Raw genomic sequence first — 17,165 nt, 5'->3', positions numbered from 1 at the left:
GGCTAGCCCATCACCAACTGGATCTGATGGTTCTTCCCGTCGTCCTCAAGTGGAACGCTCTGCGCGGTGAGGTCCTCGCCGTCGGCGCTCAGCAGGCGATGACCCCGGCCAGATGCGGGATCCCTCCGCACCTTGATGGAATAGGTCGCCGATCCGAAGCGCAAGTCAGCCTCATAGCCAGGCCAGTGCGAGGGAATGCAGGGTTGGACGGAGAGCTGGTCTCCCTGTCTGCGAATCCCGAGAATGGCTTCCAGACCAACGCGATAAAGCCAGCTGGCCGATCCGGTATACCAGGTCCAGCCTCCGCGGCCGGTATGCGGAAACGCCCCATAGACGTCAGCGCTGACAACGTAGGGTTCGACCATGTATCGCGCAGCGTCTTCGGCGGAGAGGGAATGGTTGATGGGGTTGAGCATGCTCCAGAGCTCAAAGGCCCGATCTGCCTCTCCGAGCATCGCAGTCGCCAGTGCAACCCAGGCCGCCGCATGGGTATACTGGCCACCATTCTCCCGAATTCCGGGAACATACCCCTTTATGTAGCCGGGCTGCAGCGTCCCCTTGTCGAAGGGGGGATGGAAAAGCTGAATCAGCTTGTCTTCGGGCCGAACCAGCCGCTCCCAGACTGCTTGCATGGCATTGGAAGCGCGTCCTGCGTCGGCGACACCGGAGATGACCGCCCAGGCCTGTGGGATGGCGTCGATCTGGCATTCGTCGTTGAGGTGCGAGCCAAGGGGGGTACCATCGTCGAAGTAGGCCCGGCGATACCATGAACCATCCCAAGCCTCAGCCTCCAATGAAGCGCGCAAGGCTTCGGCGCGCTCGAGGCACCATGCCACCCGCTCCTCGTCGCCCCTTGCCGATGCGATGGTGGCAAACGACCTGAGCACGGTGAGGAAGAACCAGCCGTTCCACACGCTCTCGCCTTTGCCCTGCGCGCCGACCTTGTTCATGCCGTCGTTCCAGTCGCCCGTTCCTATGAGCGGAAGTCCATGCGCTCCGAGGCGAAGTCCCCGATCCAACGCGCGGCAGCAGTGGTCATAGAGGGTCCCATTTTCCTCAGTGACCCGAGGAACGCCGAAGCTTTCCTCCTGGTCGTCACTCAAGGGCGGCGACGTCACAAAAGAAACCCGCTCGTCAAGGAGCGCGTGGTCCCCGGTCGTTGATACGTAGTGCTGGACGACGTAAGGCAGGAAATAGAGGTCATCGGTCATGCGGGTGCGCACACCGACGCCTGACGGCGGATGCCACCAGTGCTGGACATCTCCTTCCGTGAACTGACGCGCAGCAGCTCGAAGGATGTGGGCGCGTGTTTCGTCGGGTGCGCAATGCACCAGGGCAGCAACATCCTGGAGCTGGTCGCGAAATCCGTACGCGCCTCCGGACTGGTAGAAACCCGTCCGGGCCCAGACGCGGCAAGACAACACCTGATAGATGAGCCAGCGGTTCATCATGAGATCAAAGGCGGCATCGGGCGTTCGCACCGTTACCGAACCGAGCAGTTCGTCCCATTGGCGGGAGACGATCGCCTGCGAGCGTCGGGCGCCAGCCGGCTCGGCATAGTCGCGCACGAGCCTGCGGACCTCGTCGCGACTGCCAGCCTGCCCAAGGACGAACACCAGTTCGGCGCCTTGGCCGGGGGGAACCGTCATCTCGACCATCAGCGCGGCGCAGGGATCGAGCAGGCAGCCGACGCTGCCGCCGAGACGGGAACCTTCCAGTCCGGCCGGTCGGGAAACGGACCCATTGATGCCGAGAAACTCCCGCCGGTCGCAGGTGAAGGAGCGCGGTGGCGCGCTTGAAGCAATGAAAGCCAGCTTGCCGGAGAAACCACTGTCCCAGAGGTTCCGCGCGACGATGGCGCCGCTCTCGCCGTCAATCTCGCATTCGATCCGTCCGGCTGCGGTCTCGCGCAGCGTACCGAGAACCCATTCGACGAAATAGGTGGCGGTAAGCCTGCGCGCGTCTGTTCCATTGTTGCGGATCGCCAGGTGAACGATCTTGACGGGGTCGGCGTCCGGGACGTGGACCGTCATTTCCTGCCGCAGAGATCCGTGGGTGCTCTCGTAACGGCTGTAACCCTGCCCATGACTGGCGGTCACCGAAGACGAGTGCCCAAGAGGCAGAAGTGTCGGCGTCCAGAACTCCCCGGTCTGCTCATCGCTGAAGTAGACGACTTCGCCTGGAGGGTCCGAAACCGGATCATTGGCCCATGGCGTAAGCCTGTTCAACTGGCTGTTGCCGGCCCAGCTATAGCCGAGGCCGCTTTCGCTCGTCAGGCAGCCGAACGCGGGGTTGGCAATGACGTTGCACCACGGCATGGGCGTCATGGCCTCTCCATCAGCCGCGATCACATACTCGCGCCCGTCAGGGGTAAAGCCGCCACAACCATTCCAGAAAAGCAGGTCGCCGCGTGCGGCCGCGCGAGGTTTCTCGCCCTCGCCTCGAGACGGCTCCATTGGTTCCCGGGCTTTAGGCATGGTGGCCGCCGGCGTCTCAACCTGACCGGCAAGTGTTCCCTTGCTGCAATAAAGAACGACGCGCGCTGCAGCAGCGAGGGCATCCGCCGATGCGCTTGAAATAGCGGCCGCCGACAGGAGGTGGATGCCTCCGGCCTTGCCGAGCGTCTCCGCCACTTGGCTTCTGTCCACCGCCTCGCCCGCGCCGGATTCATCGAGGAGCGCAAGGTCGAAGGGAAGTCCGCGGCTGGCGATGAATGCGTGAGCGGCGATAATCTCCTCGACGAGAGACTTCTGGTCCGCCTGGTCCATGCGCAGCAGCAGAATGGGCAGATCTCCGGATATGCCCAGCGACCACAGTCCCTCCGTGGCCAGCCCTTCCTTGACGGGAGCGCCACCATATCGAAGGCCGGGATTCGAAAATGCCAGGCTTCCGGCAAGGCGATTGTAGGCGGCCACCGTGGCCGGCGAGAGCTTTGAGGAAGCAAGTTCAGCGGCATGCCTCTCCTTCGCATCCGACACGGTCTGGACAACCGCATCGATGGTGGCAAAGCGCTCTGCAATGGCTGCCGCGCCCGCTTCGCTATCAGCCGCGCCCGTCACGAATGCGATTGTCTCCGTTCCGGAGGGTTCGAGGCGGACGGTCCTGCGCAAGCTGAAGATGGGGTCGAGTACCGGACCGGTCGTGCCGGTCAGTTTTCCGCCACGCTCGAGCGCGCCGGGATTTGACGGTGTCCTTCCGCGGCCGAGAAACCTGTAGCGGTCCGTGTCGTACCCGACTGCTGGATGGGTGTCGTCGCTTGATGCCGAAACGTGCACCGCCCAGACCGGCTTCTCCGAGCCGCTGCGTGGCCGACGCCTTGCAAACAGTGCGGTGGTTTCAGCGACAAACCAGGTCTCGACGAAGAGCTTTGCAAATGCCGGATGCGCGCTGTCGGCACGCCGGCCATTCAGGCAGATCTCCGAATAGCTCGTCAGCTCGAGTTCCCTTGCCTTCGCCCCCCTGTTGAACAGACGAAGCAGACGCAGTTCGGCGTCATGGTCGGCTGCGACGCAAACTTCCCACGAGATCTCGATGTCCCCTGCCGAACAGCGAAACTCGGCGCGATCCCCTGGAAAGCTGTGCTGGTAGTCGGCATCGGCCCGGCAGACCGGCTGCCGGGCGATGGACCAGACCTTTCCGTCTTCAAGGTCCCTGACGTAGCAGAACTGGCCCCAGCAATCTCGCGTACCGTCCTCCCGCCAGCGCGTCACGTCGAGGCCGAGCCAGGATCCGTAGCCGGAACCGGATTCGGTCAGCAGAACGCTGTATCGACCGTTCGAAAGCAGGGTGATCTCGGGAGGCGCGCCCGCCGGACGCGCCTCACCGACGTCTTCAATTTCGCCAGTCAATCGAGCCATCGGACAAACCCCTCAGTCGAAGCGGGCACCGGCCCATGGCATCTATGCGTTGTCACCCTCAGTGGAAGTAGCCCCCTTCACGCGAACCGTGCTCTTGACGCCCCACTTCCAACCGCTGATCTCAGGCATGTCGTCGCCATGCTTCTCGATATACTGACGGTGCTCGATCAGCTTCTCGCGGATTGCCTGCTTGAAGTAGGCGGCGCGAGCGCCGAGCTGCGGCAGTCGATCGATAACGTCCTCGACAAGGTGGAAGCGATCGAGTTCGTTGAGGACGACCATGTCGAAGGGTGTTGTTGTCGTCCCCTCCTCCTTGTATCCGCGCACGTGCAGATTGCCATGATTGGTGCGCCGGTAGGTCAGCCGGTGGATCAGCCAGGGATATCCATGGAACGCGAAAATGATCGGCTTGTCCTTGGTGAAGAGCGCGTCGAAATCCCGATCGGAAAGTCCGTGCGGGTGCTCGCTCGACGGCTGCAGCTTCATGAGGTTGACGACGTTGATGACGCGCACCTTCAGTTCGGGCAGGTGCTCCCGGATCAACTGCACCGCAGCCAGCGTCTCAAGCGTCGGCACGTCGCCGCAGCACGCCATCACGACGTCCGGCTCACTGCCCTTGTCGCTGCTGGCCCATTCCCAGATGCCGAGGCCTTCAGCGCAATGCTTGATCGCCTCATCCATCGTCAGCCATTGCGGCGCTGGCTGCTTGCCGGCAACGACGACGTTCACGTAGTCGCGGCTGCGCAGGCAATGGTCGGTGACGGAAAGCAGCGTGTTCGCGTCCGCCGGCAGGTAGACGCGGATCACCTCCGCCTTCTTGTTGACCACATGGTCGATGAAGCCCGGATCCTGGTGGCTGAAGCCGTTGTGGTCCTGGCGCCAGACGTGCGAGCTCAGGAAGTAGTTGAGCGACCCGATCGGCCGCCGCCACGGAATGTGGTTGCAGATCTTCAACCATTTGGCGTGCTGGTTGAACATCGAGTCGATGATGTGAATGAACGCCTCGTAGCAGGAGAAGAAGCCGTGGCGGCCCGTCAGCAGGTAGCCTTCCAGCCAGCCTTGGCACTGATGCTCGCTCAACACTTCCATCACCCGGCCGTCGGGCGAGAGGTGATCGTCCTCGGGATAGATCTCGGCCATGTAGCAGCGATCGGTGACCTCGAGTACGTCCTGCCAGCGGTTGGAATTGTTTTCGTCGGGGCTGAACAGCCGGAAGTTCTTGTTGTTCAGGTTCAGCTTCATGACGTCGCGCAGGAACTTGCCCATGACCCTGGCGGATTCGGCGGTTGTCGCCCCGGCGCTCGTCACCGACACGGCGTAGTCGCGGAAATCGGGCATCTTCAGGTCACGCAGCAGCAGGCCGCCGTTTGCATGCGGGTTGTCGCTCATCCGGCGTTTTCCGGCCGGGGCGAGCGCGGCAATTTCGGCGCGCAGCTTGCCGTCGCCGTCGAAAAGCTCTTCCGGCTTGTACGACTTCATCCACTGCTGAAGGATCTCGATGTGCTCCTGCTTGCCCATCTCGCCCATCGGGACCTGGTGCGACCGCCAGTAGTCCTCGCATTTCTTGCCGTCGATTTCGCCCGGGCAAGTCCAGCCCTTGGGTGTGCGGAAGACGATCATCGGCCAGGCCGGCCGCTTGAGGTTGCCCTTGTCGCGGGCCTCTGACCAGATTCTCTTGATCTCCGCGACAGCGGTATCCATCGCTGCGGCAAGTTGCTGCTGCACCCTGTCTGGCTCACGCCCTCCCACGAAGAGGGGCGCATATCCCATCCCTTCGAAGAACTTCCTCAATTCTTCCTCGGGAATGCGGGCAAGGAAGCAGGGATTGGCGATCTTGTAGCCATTGAGGTGCAGGATCGGCAGCACGCAGCCGTCGCGGGCAGGATTGAGAAATTTGTTGCCCTGCCATCCCGTCGCCAGCGGGCCGGTTTCCGCCTCCCCATCGCCCACGACGCAGGCGACGATCAGATCCGGGTTGTCGAAGGCAGCACCATAGGCGTGGCTCAGGGCATAGCCCAGTTCTCCACCCTCGTGGATGCTTCCGGGCGTTTCGGGAGCGACGTGGCTCGGAATACCTCCGGGAAAACTGAACTGTTTGAACAGTCGCTGCATGCCTTCGGCGTCCTGGCCGATATTTGGATAGAACTCGCTATAAGTACCCTCAAGATAGGCATGCGCGACCAGCGAGGGTCCGCCATGGCCGGGGCCGATGATATAGATCATGTTCAGGTCATCGCGCTTGATCACGCGATTCCAGTGCACATAGAGCATGTTCAGGCCTGGCGAGGTTCCCCAGTGTCCGAGCAGCCGCGGCTTGATGTGCTCGCGTTTCAGCGGCTCCTTGAGCAGCGGATTGTCGAGAAGATAGATCTGCCCGACAGAGAGATAGTTCGACGCCCGCCAGTAGGCGTCCATCAAGCGGAGTTCCTCGGCTCCGAGTGGTGCGGTTGTCGTCTGATTGTCGTTTATTGAAAGAGCGGCATTGGCCATCATCAGCCTCCTAGCGACTTGTCTTCGCCTCTGCATGCCTGCAGCCGTCACACATGAAGCCCTGCCTCCCCGACAGCTCCTCAAAGGCACATTGCGCCAAATAAGATCGCCAGCTTGCAAGGCAAGCGGCGACTTCTCCACGCAATTCCCAGGCACACAATTCCCGAGACGATTGATCCTGGCCGCGTCAATGCGCCGGAAACCTTGGCTGGCAGCATAGCTGGCGCTTTCATGATCCGCCCCTGCGAAGACCCTACACCCCGGAGGGAACCTGGAACATTAGGAATGGCCACTACGTGTTTTTACCAATCCCGGGCCCGTTCTTCGTCGACTGCTTTTCAGGTTATACTTCTGCAGGCACAAACTTGCGGAGGCGAGCATGAGCCAGCAACCTGTTCCGCTCAAGTTGACGGCCAGAAGATTCGTCCGCGCGGTCAAGATATTCATGACCTCGGATGTCGGCAGGCGAGCCAGGCTCCTTCTCGTCGCCCTGGTCGCCCTTTTTGGCGGCATCAGCGCTCTGAATGTCGTCAACAGCTACGTCGGCCGATACTTCATGACGGCAATCGCCGAAAAGCAAACTGCCGAATTCATCCGTCAGGCGATCCTCTATACTGGCGCATTCGCCGCTTCGACGATCGTTGCGGTCATAGCGCGGCTCGCCGAGGAAAGACTGGCATTGCTCTGGCGAGAGTTCCTCACCCGCCGCGCGATCGGCTTCTATATGAGCGACGGCACCTTCTACCGGGTCGGGGTGCGAGGCAAGCTCTCGCACCCCGACCAGCGAATTGCCGAGGACATCAAGGCCTTCACGATCACCACGCTTTCCTTCGTGCTGATGCTCCTCAACAGCGCGCTGACGATCCTGACCTTTTCCAGCGTGCTGTGGCTGATCAGTCCGCTGCTTTTTATTGCGGCTGTCGTTTACGCGGCCTTCGGATCCTACATGACAATCGTGCTGGGCCGCCCCTTGATCAACCTCAACCATGATCAGCTCGACGGCGAAGCAGCCTTCCGGTCCAGTCTCATCCGCGTGCGGGAGAACGCAGAGTCGATCGCGATCGCGGGAGAAGAGCAACGCCACGCAAACCTGCTGTTGAGACAGTTCGATGCACTCGCGGCGAACTTCAGACGCATCATCGTCGTCAATCGCAACGTCGGCTACTTCACCACCGGCTACAACTGGATGATACAGATCATACCGGTCGTCATCATTGCGCCAGCCTTCTTCCGCGGCGACATGGAATTCGGTGTGATCACCCAGTCGGCCGCAGCGTTTGCGATGCTGGTCGGCGCATTCTCGTTCATTGTCAGACAGTTCAATTCGATCTCGAACTTTGCGACGGTCGTAGCGCGCATCAGTTCGCTTTTGGAAGCAATCGAGGAAGCTGGCGAAGCGTCAACAACAGACGTGGACGTTTACGAAACCGAAGGCAAGCTCGCCTATGAACAGCTTACGCTGACGTCGCCGACACAAGAGATACTGCTGAAGAACCTGTCGATGGTCGTCCCGCCCGACACACGATTGATCGTCGCGGGAGAGGGCGAATCTGCGGGCACGGCATTGTTCCGGGCCACTGCGGGAATTGGCGCCTGCGGAACCGGACGCATCCGCCGCCCGGCGCGCGAGCATATGCGCTTCATCGCCCAGCGCTCCTATTTCGCTCCCGGAACGTTGCGCCAGATTTTGGTGCCGACGGAGCGCCCGACGGAAGAGCCGGATGACGAGATCCTTGGCCTGCTCAAGAGGCTCGGTCTTGCCCGCCCCCTGACCTCCACTGACCTCGACGAGGATCAGGACTGGTCGACACTATTGTCACCGCGCGAGCAACAGCTGATTGCGATTGCCAGCGTGCTGATCACGGCTCCATCCTATGTCGTTGTGGAAAAAGCCGACACCATCTTCGGCCACGAGCTTCTGGCCGAAATCCTGAAGCTTCTCGCGGACCGGAAAATTGCATGCATCAACTTCGCGGAAGCGGACGCTCCGCGCGCCGCTTATGATGCCGTTCTCGAATATCATGCGGACGGCTCCTGGAGGTGGATCGACCAAGGAAAACGGCCCTGACGGTCGTGGTGCGCACCGCTTTATCAAATTCTCATCCGGCGACCGCGAGCGGCCTCCCTTGTGACCAATGACACCGAAGTGTCGTCGGCCCTCCGGGAGCCCCTGCGGGGCTGGGGAGATCGATGATGCCGTCATGGGAAGCTCAGGTCCAAACCGAGCATCCTGCTAAGCACGAAGGCGACGAGCCCCACGGCCAGGACCGCTAGCACGAAGACTGCGGCCATCGTGACGCCCGTGCGCAGTACCGCTCGCCTCTCCCCCTTCTCGCCTTGATCGTGATGCCACTTGATGGCGAAGAACATGGCTATGCCTAACGCGAGAACCTTGAACGTAACGAAGACTATAGGGACCCAATCCAAACAACGACTCTCCTGTGCATCAGCTAGGCGCCTTATGCTCGCATCTTAGGCAAACGCATATTTCTTATTATGCAATGCTGATATGTAGCAGCAGGTGGCGGCTTGCGGGCCTGTATCGTTGGGTTCAGGAATGACCGCTTAGGGCGACAGCAGACTTCAGCCGCGTGTTTGCTCCCGGCAATTGGATAGTGGTCGATATCCAATGCCGCTCGGCGACCACTCGGTGCCTGAGGTAGCAACCCCGGCCCCGGCAAAGTACGGCGTAAAATCGCGTGTCCCCATGGAACTATTGCCCTCAGGCCAGCTTTCACAATTATCTCAGGGATGGAGCGAATGACGGCACAATCCCAGAAGGCAGTAGCGCGTCGAAGTGCGCTTGAGCTGCTATTATGTCTCGCTCTCGACCACACGCGTAGCAAACTTCGAGTACGCGGCCGGCAGGAGCGTTTGTATCGACGCATGGCGCGGATACACGGAAGACTGTTGTCAACGATGAACGGATGGCTATTGATGTAAGTGCTGCAAAGGGCTTGCGATGGCTGGCGATCATGGCGGTCTGCGCATGCTGTGCCTGTACGACCACACAAACACCGAACACGTATCGCAGCAAAGGATATGTTTCCGAGAAAGTTTACGGTGTGACGGCGAGCCCGCCACCCGCCCACGGCAGGAATATTCGCAAGGGTGGTGGCCGTTATACCGTCGGCAAGCCCTACGTGGTGAAAGGCAAACTTTACTCACCGAAGGAGGACCCGAGTTACGACAGGAATGGTGTCGCTTCCTGGTACGGCTCAGCGTTTCATGGTCGCTTGACTGCAAATGGCGAAGTTTACGACAGGCATTACCTTTCCGCCGCGCATCCCACCCTCCCTTTGCCCAGCTACGTGAGGGTGACCAATCTTGAAAACGGTTCGTCGCTCATCGTGCGTGTTAACGATCGCGGTCCCTACCATAGGGGCCGCATCATCGACCTTTCCAGCAAGGCAGCAGATTTGCTGGACCTGAAGCACCATGGCACGGCCTATGTTCGGGTCCAGTATGTAGGCCGCGCCCGCTCGGACGGACATGATATGCCTTTTCTTATGGCGTCCTACGTCAGGAAGCCAGATCGCCACCAGGACATCAAACCAGAGCCTCGGATCGCGACCGACGTGACGGTAGCCTCGAACCAGTCGGCCGGCGGTCATTTCTCGTCGTCACGGGCGAACCCTGCCATCAAGGCGATGAGCGCCTCCTACCAGCCGGGGGCAATCGCCGCGGCGGCGTTTCAGACATTCGGGCAATTCGTGATGTTCCCTGAGATCGGCCCTACCACCTTTGAGCGGACGCCCGAATTCGCTCCATCGATGCCGCGACAAAAATACTGCCTGAACGAGGATAGTGATGGTCGTGAGCGCGGCTCCTGCGAGGTTCAGGCTCTCCCGTTACAGGGTGTCAATCGCAATGTGCGTCTGACGGTGGTTGTCTTGATAAAGCGACGCCGCTCTCGACTCAGAGGCCACCGCCGGCGAGGAATAGCAATGGTTCTTCCCTGGAGTGCGCAAGAAGCCGCCACGAGACATGCCCACCCGCGGCCATCGTGCCAGGATAGCCGCCGATAGCGCCCGGGCCCAGCCCATGATCGCGATCCGCATGCCCCCGACGACAAAAGCCTTGGCTGCAAAAGATCAATAGCAATTCTACCGCCCCAGAGCGGAATCAAATGCTAAGTCCGGGGTGGCTGTCATGGTGGCGGATCGCAAGGCATATTAGCAATAAGAAAAAAGCCCGCTTTCGCGGGCTTTTCGGCTGGTCGGAGTGGAGTGATTCGAACACTCGACCCCCACGTCCCGAACGTGGTGCGCTACCAGACTGCGCTACACTCCGTGACCAGCGGCGCTTCTATAGAACAGCCTATCTGGTTGCACAAGCACCAAATTTCAAAAAGCCGAGGGATTTTTTGACGGGTTGATGACAGCGGCCGGAAGAGGCCGCTGCTTGCAAAAAGACACACCGCAAGCAAATCGAACGGAAGTGCAAAAGGGGCAATTTTCTTTTGCCGGGTTCCGCGCTAAAGGGCTCGGCGGGACAGGCGAAACCGTCGCGACGGCGGCTTCGCAGCCATTGCGCTAGAGATCAGGGACGACACGATGAAACTCCGCACCATTACCGCGGCCGGGATTGCAATTGCGCTTGCCGGATGCACGACCTTACCTTCCGCCGGCAATCCGATCGAGGCCCGCTGGGTCGGCAAATCGGCCGGCATCTTCTTTGCCGCCTACGGGCCGCCGATCAGCGATCGCGAGGAAGGTGCGAGCACCATCTATACCTGGCGCGGCGGCTACAAGACCGTGCGCATTCCGGCGAAATATGCCGAGGGCGCCGACGGCAAGCGCGGCAAGCAGATTTCCGCCGCCCGCACCGCCTATCTGCGCTGCCAGGCCGAAATCACCACCAATTCCGACTACACGATCCGCGACATCCGCACCGTCGCCGACATCCCGGGCGTCAACGGCCCGTCCTATTGCGCCGAGTTCCTGGCGCCCGAACAGAAATAACGGACGCTTCGTCCGGCATGTGAGGACAGGCGGCCCTGAGTGCCGCCTGTTTTCGTTTGGGATCCACAAGTTCTGCCTCGAAGCATCCGCATGAATGGCAGTTGGAGATTGTTTCAGGCCAGCGGGTTCGCGCCCGTTGTCACGGAGCGAACGATGAGGTCAGCCTGTGCCGTGTGGCCCCCTGATCCGCGTCGATGGATCTCACCCCTCCGCCGGCCCGTAGAGGCCGAGCTCATCGAGAAGCGCCCGCTGCCGGTCGGCATTTTCGACCAGAAGGCCGGTGTAACGCGCGACGATCCGCGCGCGGTGTGCCGGGTCGGAGACGGCGGACAGCGCGCCGGTGACGGCGGCGATCTTTTCCGAGGTCTGGCGCAGCTCTTCCAGAAGTGCGGCCTTGCCGCCGGCCTCCGCGACCACCTGCTTCGTCACCTTGCCGATGCCGGCCGGCGTGCGGCTGCCGCCGGAGACGTAACCCTCCGGCAGGTCGCCCTTGAGATTGACGACTGTTTTAAACCGGATGACGTCGAAGATCTGGTCGACCGCCTGCCTGGCGCCGGTCACCCGTGAGGGGTGGTCGGTGTCGGCGGCGGCGTGCGGCAGGAGTTCCAGCTTGCCCTTGTGGCGCTCCTCGAGCGGCAGGTAAGGCAGCATCGGGCCGCTCAGCGTGCCGGTCGCCGCGTCCCGGAAGAGGTCGGCGTCGATCGCCGCATGGGCGATCTTGCCCGACGACAGGGCCGCGTCGAGCGCCTCGGCATCGACGACTTCGCCGCGGTCGTAATTGACCAGCACCGCGCCGTCCTTCATGGCGGAGAGCACCTGCGCATCGACGGTGCCGGCATTGGAATAGATGCCGGTCGATGCGTCCAGGCGGCCGAGGCCGATATGGACGGAGAGCACATCGGCGCCGCTTGCGGCTTCGACCGGGCTTGCGGCATAGTCGAAGCCTTCCGCCTCGATCCAGCGCCTGTGATGCTCGCGGGCATAGATCGCCACTTTCATGCCGAAGGCCTTGGCGAGCTTGGCGACTTCACGGCCGATATTGCCGTAGCCGAGAACGGCGAGCTTGCGGCCCTCGAGCTTTGCCGTCGGAAAATCCTTGAGCTGGCGGCCGGTATCGAAATCGCCGCCGGCGACCATCCGGTGCAGCCGGTCGACCGGCAGGTCGGGAACGACCTTCAGGATCGCCTTCATCACCATCTGGGCGGTCGCCCGGCTGTTGATGCCGGGCGTGTTCATCAGGGCCGCAGTGCCGCCCTCGCCATTGCCGCCGCCCCAGGAGGCCGAGCCCATATTGCCGGTGCCGGCGCCGATGCGCACGCCGCCGAGCGGAAAGACCGAGGCCTTGGGAATGAAGGTCGCCGCCGCAATCAGCGCGTCGTACTGGCCCTTGTCGGTCTGCGGCAGGATCTCCGCCTCGGTGCTGAGGTTCGGCTGATAGAAGAAATGGATGCGGCCCTTTTCGAGGCTGGCGCGATCACCGAGCGGGCCGAGATGGAAGCTGCCGCCCTTCCCCTCGATATAGGCCTTGACCTCGCTATAATCAGGCTCGCCGTCGGCGCCGAAGCGTAAGCCCACCAGATCGGCGATCAGCACGGTATAAGCGCGGTGCGGATCGTCCTTGCGCACGGCGCCATCGGCCTTGACGGGCGCTTCGAAGGTGACGCCGTTCCTTGCCAGCTCCTCCTCGAGCACGACGATCTTGGCTCTGAGATAGGCGTATTGCAGATTATCAAGCAGCGCGACGACATCGTCCGGTTCGCGGATGCCGCCGACCCAGGCGCGGTAATCGCCCGGCGTGCCGGGGAAGGCGTTGACGTAGCGGGCCGCGTCGAGGCCGGGCTCGTATTCGCCGTTCGGATGGGTGATGCCCTCATAGCCGAGCAGCTGCTTGGAACGGGCGATGATGCGGGCGTGGATGGCGGGATCGGTGATATCAGCGTCCTCGACCTTCAGCAGCGTCACCGCCGCCCCGCGCCGTTCGGCATCGGTGACGGTCAAGGACAGCAGCGGATGCGACTTGACCCATTCGTCGATGACGGCGCGATTGGCGGCGGAGCGGCGGTTGAGCTCGACGACGGAACCGACCCGGGCCTCCGACTGCAGCAGGCCGAAAGTGGTCTCGGCAAAGGCGAGCGCGCTGTAGGTGTTGATGACGCCGCCGAGCATGCGGTCTTCAGCCGCATCGTAGAATGGGCCGGCATCGACGGAGCGCTTGGCCGAAAACGGCTGGCGCGGATCGATCGGCGGGGCGATCTTCAGCTGGCGCGGGATCGCCCAGGCCGGATCCTGCTGGTTCTTCTCGATCAGCGCCAGCGCATGCGGCGTGAAGGAGGCGACGAAATAGCCCGAGATGCCGCCGATCGCCTTCTGGAACGGCATGAACAGGCAGCATTTCGCCATCACGGCGCTGACCAGTTCCGGCTCCCACGGCATGGCGCCGAGCATCGAGGTGGCGTCGAACACCGCATGGCGGTTGGCCGGGTCGCCGTCGAGCCAGCTCAAGAGCTCGCGGATCTCGCCGCTGGTATAGGCATTGGCCCCCGTCGTCTCGTGGCCGACGCCGACGAAGATCGACACGCCGAGGTCGGCAAGTTCGCCCGCCGTGGGGATCACGCCTTCGGAGGCGGCGAAATGAATGCGGCTCTCGCAGCCCTTTTCGGCGAAACGCTGCATCTCGATCAGCTGTGTCGCCCAGGACTGGCGGAAGAAGCCGGCGGCCTTCGACGGATCGCTCTCCGGCCGCGGCGTATCGACATAGACGCGCTGGGAAGCGTCGTTGGCATTCATCAGGTGCTGGATGCAGACGGTGAAGCCGCTATGGCCGCCACCGAGCCCGACCGCCATGCGGTTGACCTTCGGGAAACCGAAATAGCGATGGATCGCCCGCATCATGTCGGTCAGGATCTTGTCGGCCGGATAGCCGCGATGCATGCTGCGGGAAATCTCGGCCGTGGTGAAGCCGCCGATATCGTTGCCCCGATCGTCGAACTTGCGATAGGTCTTTTCGATCCAGGCGTCGAAGGCGATGCGCCGCAGGCGGCTATCGACTTCATCGGTCGTCGCATCGGTGATCGGCCCGACGCCGAAGAACGGGTTGGACGGCAGCTTCGGCGCGCCCGACGCGGTCTGTCGAAGGGCGCTCAATCGCTGTTCCTGCATCTGCGCGATATCTGTCATGGCCTGCCTGTCTGTTTGCGGAGCTGAAGTTGCCTTCATGGTGAAGCGACTGTTCCGCCGAGACAACCTCATCTGCGCCGAACGACAGGCGAAACGCGTCATCGGGGTCGTATCGTTGATGATGGCGCGATGGGCGGGGGGACGCGACGCGCTTTCCTGCCTGGAGATCGGCGGTACTGGGATGACGGAGGAGAAGTGGTGCTGCGGATGGAGGGGCAGACGTGGTGCCGCGAGCTGCATCGCCGGTGCGTCTGGCAACAAAGCCAACCACACTCTCCGTCGTCCCAGGGCTTGACCCTGGGATCCACAACCAAGGACGCGCGGACTGCTATTTCTTTGCCCCGATCCACCTCGTCCCAGCCGCATGGATCCCAGGGTCAACCCCTGGGATGACGGAGGAGAGGTGGTGCCCGGGATGGAGGAGGAGAGGTAGTGCCGGGGACCAAAAGCCTCGTCAGGGCGCGAAGCGAACCGTGAGCGCGGCGCCACAAAGCATCACAGCCGCAACCATCCCCGCACAAAAACGGGCTTGCCGCACGCAACCATCCGGCGTATGTCTTGCCCGTCGCGAAAAGCGACTGCCTCCCTTGATCCGCTCAGTGGCGGAGTAAACAGGTGGACGAATGGGTCGTCCAGGCGGTCGAGCACACGCCGGCCATGCGCTTCAGCCATGGTTCGGCCAGCACTCCCTGAAACCAACGCCTGACGAGATCAGGCCTCATCGTGAGCCCTCGGCGTCGCGACGCAATTCCGTGATTTGAACGAAATCAGGGAAGCGCTGGCGAGCCTCCCGGCTTGCGTCGACCGTGGAACGCACCCATGACCAGATCCCTTATCGTCATCTTTACCGCCATTGTCCTCGATGCCATCGGCATCGGGCTCATCTTCCCCATCCTGCCGTCGCTGCTCCAGGACATCACCCACAGTGGCGACGTCGCCCCCTATATCGGCGCTATGACCGCGCTTTACGCGGTGATGCAGTTCATTTTCGCGCCGGTGCTCGGGGCGCTGAGCGACCGGCTCGGCCGGCGGCCGGTGCTGCTGCTTTCGCTTGCCGGTGCAGCCGTCAACTACCTGTTCCTGGCGCTCGCGCCCAACCTGCTGCTGCTCTTCATCGGCCGGGCGGTCGCGGGGCTGACGAGCGCCAACGTCTCGGTGGCCACCGCCTATATCACCGACATCTCGCCGGAGGAAAAACGCGCCCGCCGGTTCGGCCTGTTCAACGCCATGTTCGGCCTCGGCTTCATCATCGGCCCGGTCCTCGGCGGCGTGCTCGGCGATCACTGGCTGCGGCTGCCCTTCATCGCAGCCGCCGCGCTCAACGGCGCCAACCTGCTGCTCGCCTTCTTCGTCCTGCCGGAATCGCGGCCTGGCAGCCGCGAGAGGATCGACCTTACCGCGCTCAATCCGCTGAAGCCGCTGAGCGCCGTGCTGGAGATCAAGAGCCTGCTGCCGGTTATCATCCTCTTCTTCCTCTTCAGCGCCACCGGCGAGGCCTATGGCACCTGCTGGGCGCTCTGGGGAAGCGACGCCTTCCACTGGAACGGGCTTGCGATCGGCCTGTCGCTCGGCGCCTTCGGCCTCTGCCAGGCGCTGGCCCAGGCCTTCCTGCCGGGACCGGCGGTCCGGCTGCTCGGCGAACGCGGGGCGATCCTGAGCGGCATCGCCGGCGTCTCGCTCGCGCTCACCGTCATGGCCTTTGCCGACCGCAGCTGGATGATCTTCGCGATCATGCCGGTCTTCACGCTCGGCGGCATCGGCGTACCGGCGCTGCAGTCGCTCGCCACCCGGCAGGTGGACGAATCCAGGCAAGGCCAATTCCAGGGCGTGCTCGCCTCGGCCGTCAGCCTCGCCTCGATCGCCGCGCCGCTTGGCTTTTCCAGCCTCTACTTCCTCGTCCGGCAGGCATGGCCGGGCGCCATCTGGCTGTCGGTCGTCGCCGTCTATGCGCTCACCGTGCCGCTGGTTCTCGGTCTCGGGCTGAGGAAGAGGGAAACGGCGCCGGCGAGTTGAACCGCTGCGGCACTGGTCTCGCTGGAATCCCTCCGGGAGCCGGTCATCGGCGTTTGGCGAGGACGCTAACCCCACCCTCCGTCGTCCCAGGGCTTGACCCTGGGATCCACGACCTGGCACGCGGCTTCAATTTCTCTGCGGTGGGTGGCCATTGCTGCTCAGCGCCAGCCTCATGGATCCCAGGGTCAAGCCCTGGGATGACGGAGGAGAGGTGGTGCCGGCACGCACAAGCCGGCGCGGACGAGAGGTGGTGGCGGGATGTATTTGTCCGCCAGCGCGGAGGCGAGGTGGTGCCGCGACGCGTCGGCTCAGCAGCGGTGAGGAAGCTTCGGCAAAGCGACCCCACACAAGCCTCGGCGAAAGCGAGGTCTCACAAGCTGCGCCGGTTCTCAAGCTGCGCCGGCGGTGCGTTTGGCAACATCGCCACCCCACACTCCGTCATCCCAGGGCTTGACCCTGGGATCCACAGCCAAGCACGCGGCTTCAATTCCTTCCCTACGAGAAGATGCCAGCGCTCTTCCCGCAGTGCCAGCCGCATGGATCCCAGGGTCAAGCCCTGGGATGACGGAGGAGAGGTGGTGCCGGGATGCATAACGCCGGCGCGGAGGAGAGGTGGTGCCGCGACGCGTCGGCGGCAGCGATGACGCTTCGGCAGACGCGGCGC

The 17,165-nt window shown here is 62.7% G+C and carries 8 protein-coding genes and 1 tRNA gene; 4 read left to right on the top strand and 5 right to left on the bottom strand.

The window, feature by feature from the left end:
* Positions 1–2: 2 nt before the first annotated feature.
* Positions 3–3,857, bottom strand: a complete 3,855-nt coding sequence (locus tag HJC04_RS17895; RefSeq protein WP_221146756.1) for a GH36-type glycosyl hydrolase domain-containing protein — start codon at positions 3,855–3,857, stop codon at positions 3–5.
* A gap of 42 nt (positions 3,858–3,899) precedes the next feature.
* A complete protein-coding gene (locus tag HJC04_RS17890; protein WP_221122562.1) occupies positions 3,900–6,350 on the bottom strand; it encodes a phosphoketolase in 2,451 nt (816 codons plus the stop codon).
* 376 nt (positions 6,351–6,726) lie between these two features.
* Between HJC04_RS17890 and HJC04_RS17885 the strand changes: the two genes are divergently transcribed.
* A complete protein-coding gene (locus tag HJC04_RS17885; RefSeq protein ID WP_221146755.1) occupies positions 6,727–8,415 on the top strand; it encodes an ABC transporter ATP-binding protein/permease in 1,689 nt (562 codons plus the stop codon).
* Positions 8,416–8,546: 131 nt separating this feature from the next.
* Here HJC04_RS17885 and HJC04_RS17880 read toward each other — a convergent pair whose 3' ends face one another.
* Entirely contained in the window at positions 8,547–8,717 is a 171-nt protein-coding gene (locus HJC04_RS17880; protein WP_247241673.1) for a hypothetical protein, read from the bottom strand.
* Positions 8,718–9,274: 557 nt separating this feature from the next.
* Here HJC04_RS17880 and HJC04_RS17875 point away from each other — a divergent pair.
* Positions 9,275–10,375: a septal ring lytic transglycosylase RlpA family protein gene (locus tag HJC04_RS17875; protein WP_409078116.1), complete on the top strand. Its 1,101-nt coding sequence runs from the start codon at positions 9,275–9,277 to the stop codon at positions 10,373–10,375.
* A 188-nt stretch (positions 10,376–10,563) separates the two neighbouring features.
* Here the strand turns inward: HJC04_RS17875 and HJC04_RS17870 are convergent.
* Positions 10,564–10,640 (bottom strand) — tRNA-Pro (locus HJC04_RS17870).
* A gap of 263 nt (positions 10,641–10,903) precedes the next feature.
* Between HJC04_RS17870 and HJC04_RS17865 the strand changes: the two genes are divergently transcribed.
* Complete coding sequence (locus HJC04_RS17865; RefSeq protein WP_221146754.1) at positions 10,904–11,311, top strand: hypothetical protein; 408 nt, start codon at positions 10,904–10,906, stop codon at positions 11,309–11,311.
* 201 nt (positions 11,312–11,512) lie between these two features.
* Here the strand turns inward: HJC04_RS17865 and HJC04_RS17860 are convergent, their stop codons facing one another.
* The gene (locus HJC04_RS17860; protein WP_210628864.1) at positions 11,513–14,488 is read right to left on the bottom strand and encodes an NAD(P)-dependent oxidoreductase; all 2,976 of its coding nucleotides are present in this window, start codon (positions 14,486–14,488) and stop codon (positions 11,513–11,515) included.
* Positions 14,489–15,307: 819 nt separating this feature from the next.
* On the opposite strand from HJC04_RS17860, the gene HJC04_RS17855 reads away from it, so the two are divergent.
* Complete coding sequence (locus tag HJC04_RS17855) at positions 15,308–16,501, top strand: TCR/Tet family MFS transporter (protein ID WP_221124272.1); 1,194 nt, start codon at positions 15,308–15,310, stop codon at positions 16,499–16,501.
* Positions 16,502–17,165: the final 664 nt, after the last annotated feature.

Origin of the sequence: Rhizobium sp. NLR8a, assembly GCF_019685235.1 — a bacterium.
Classification (GTDB): domain Bacteria; phylum Pseudomonadota; class Alphaproteobacteria; order Rhizobiales; family Rhizobiaceae; genus Rhizobium.
Note: the sequence above shows the minus strand (reverse complement) of the source record. Positions and strands in the feature narration are given on the sequence as shown.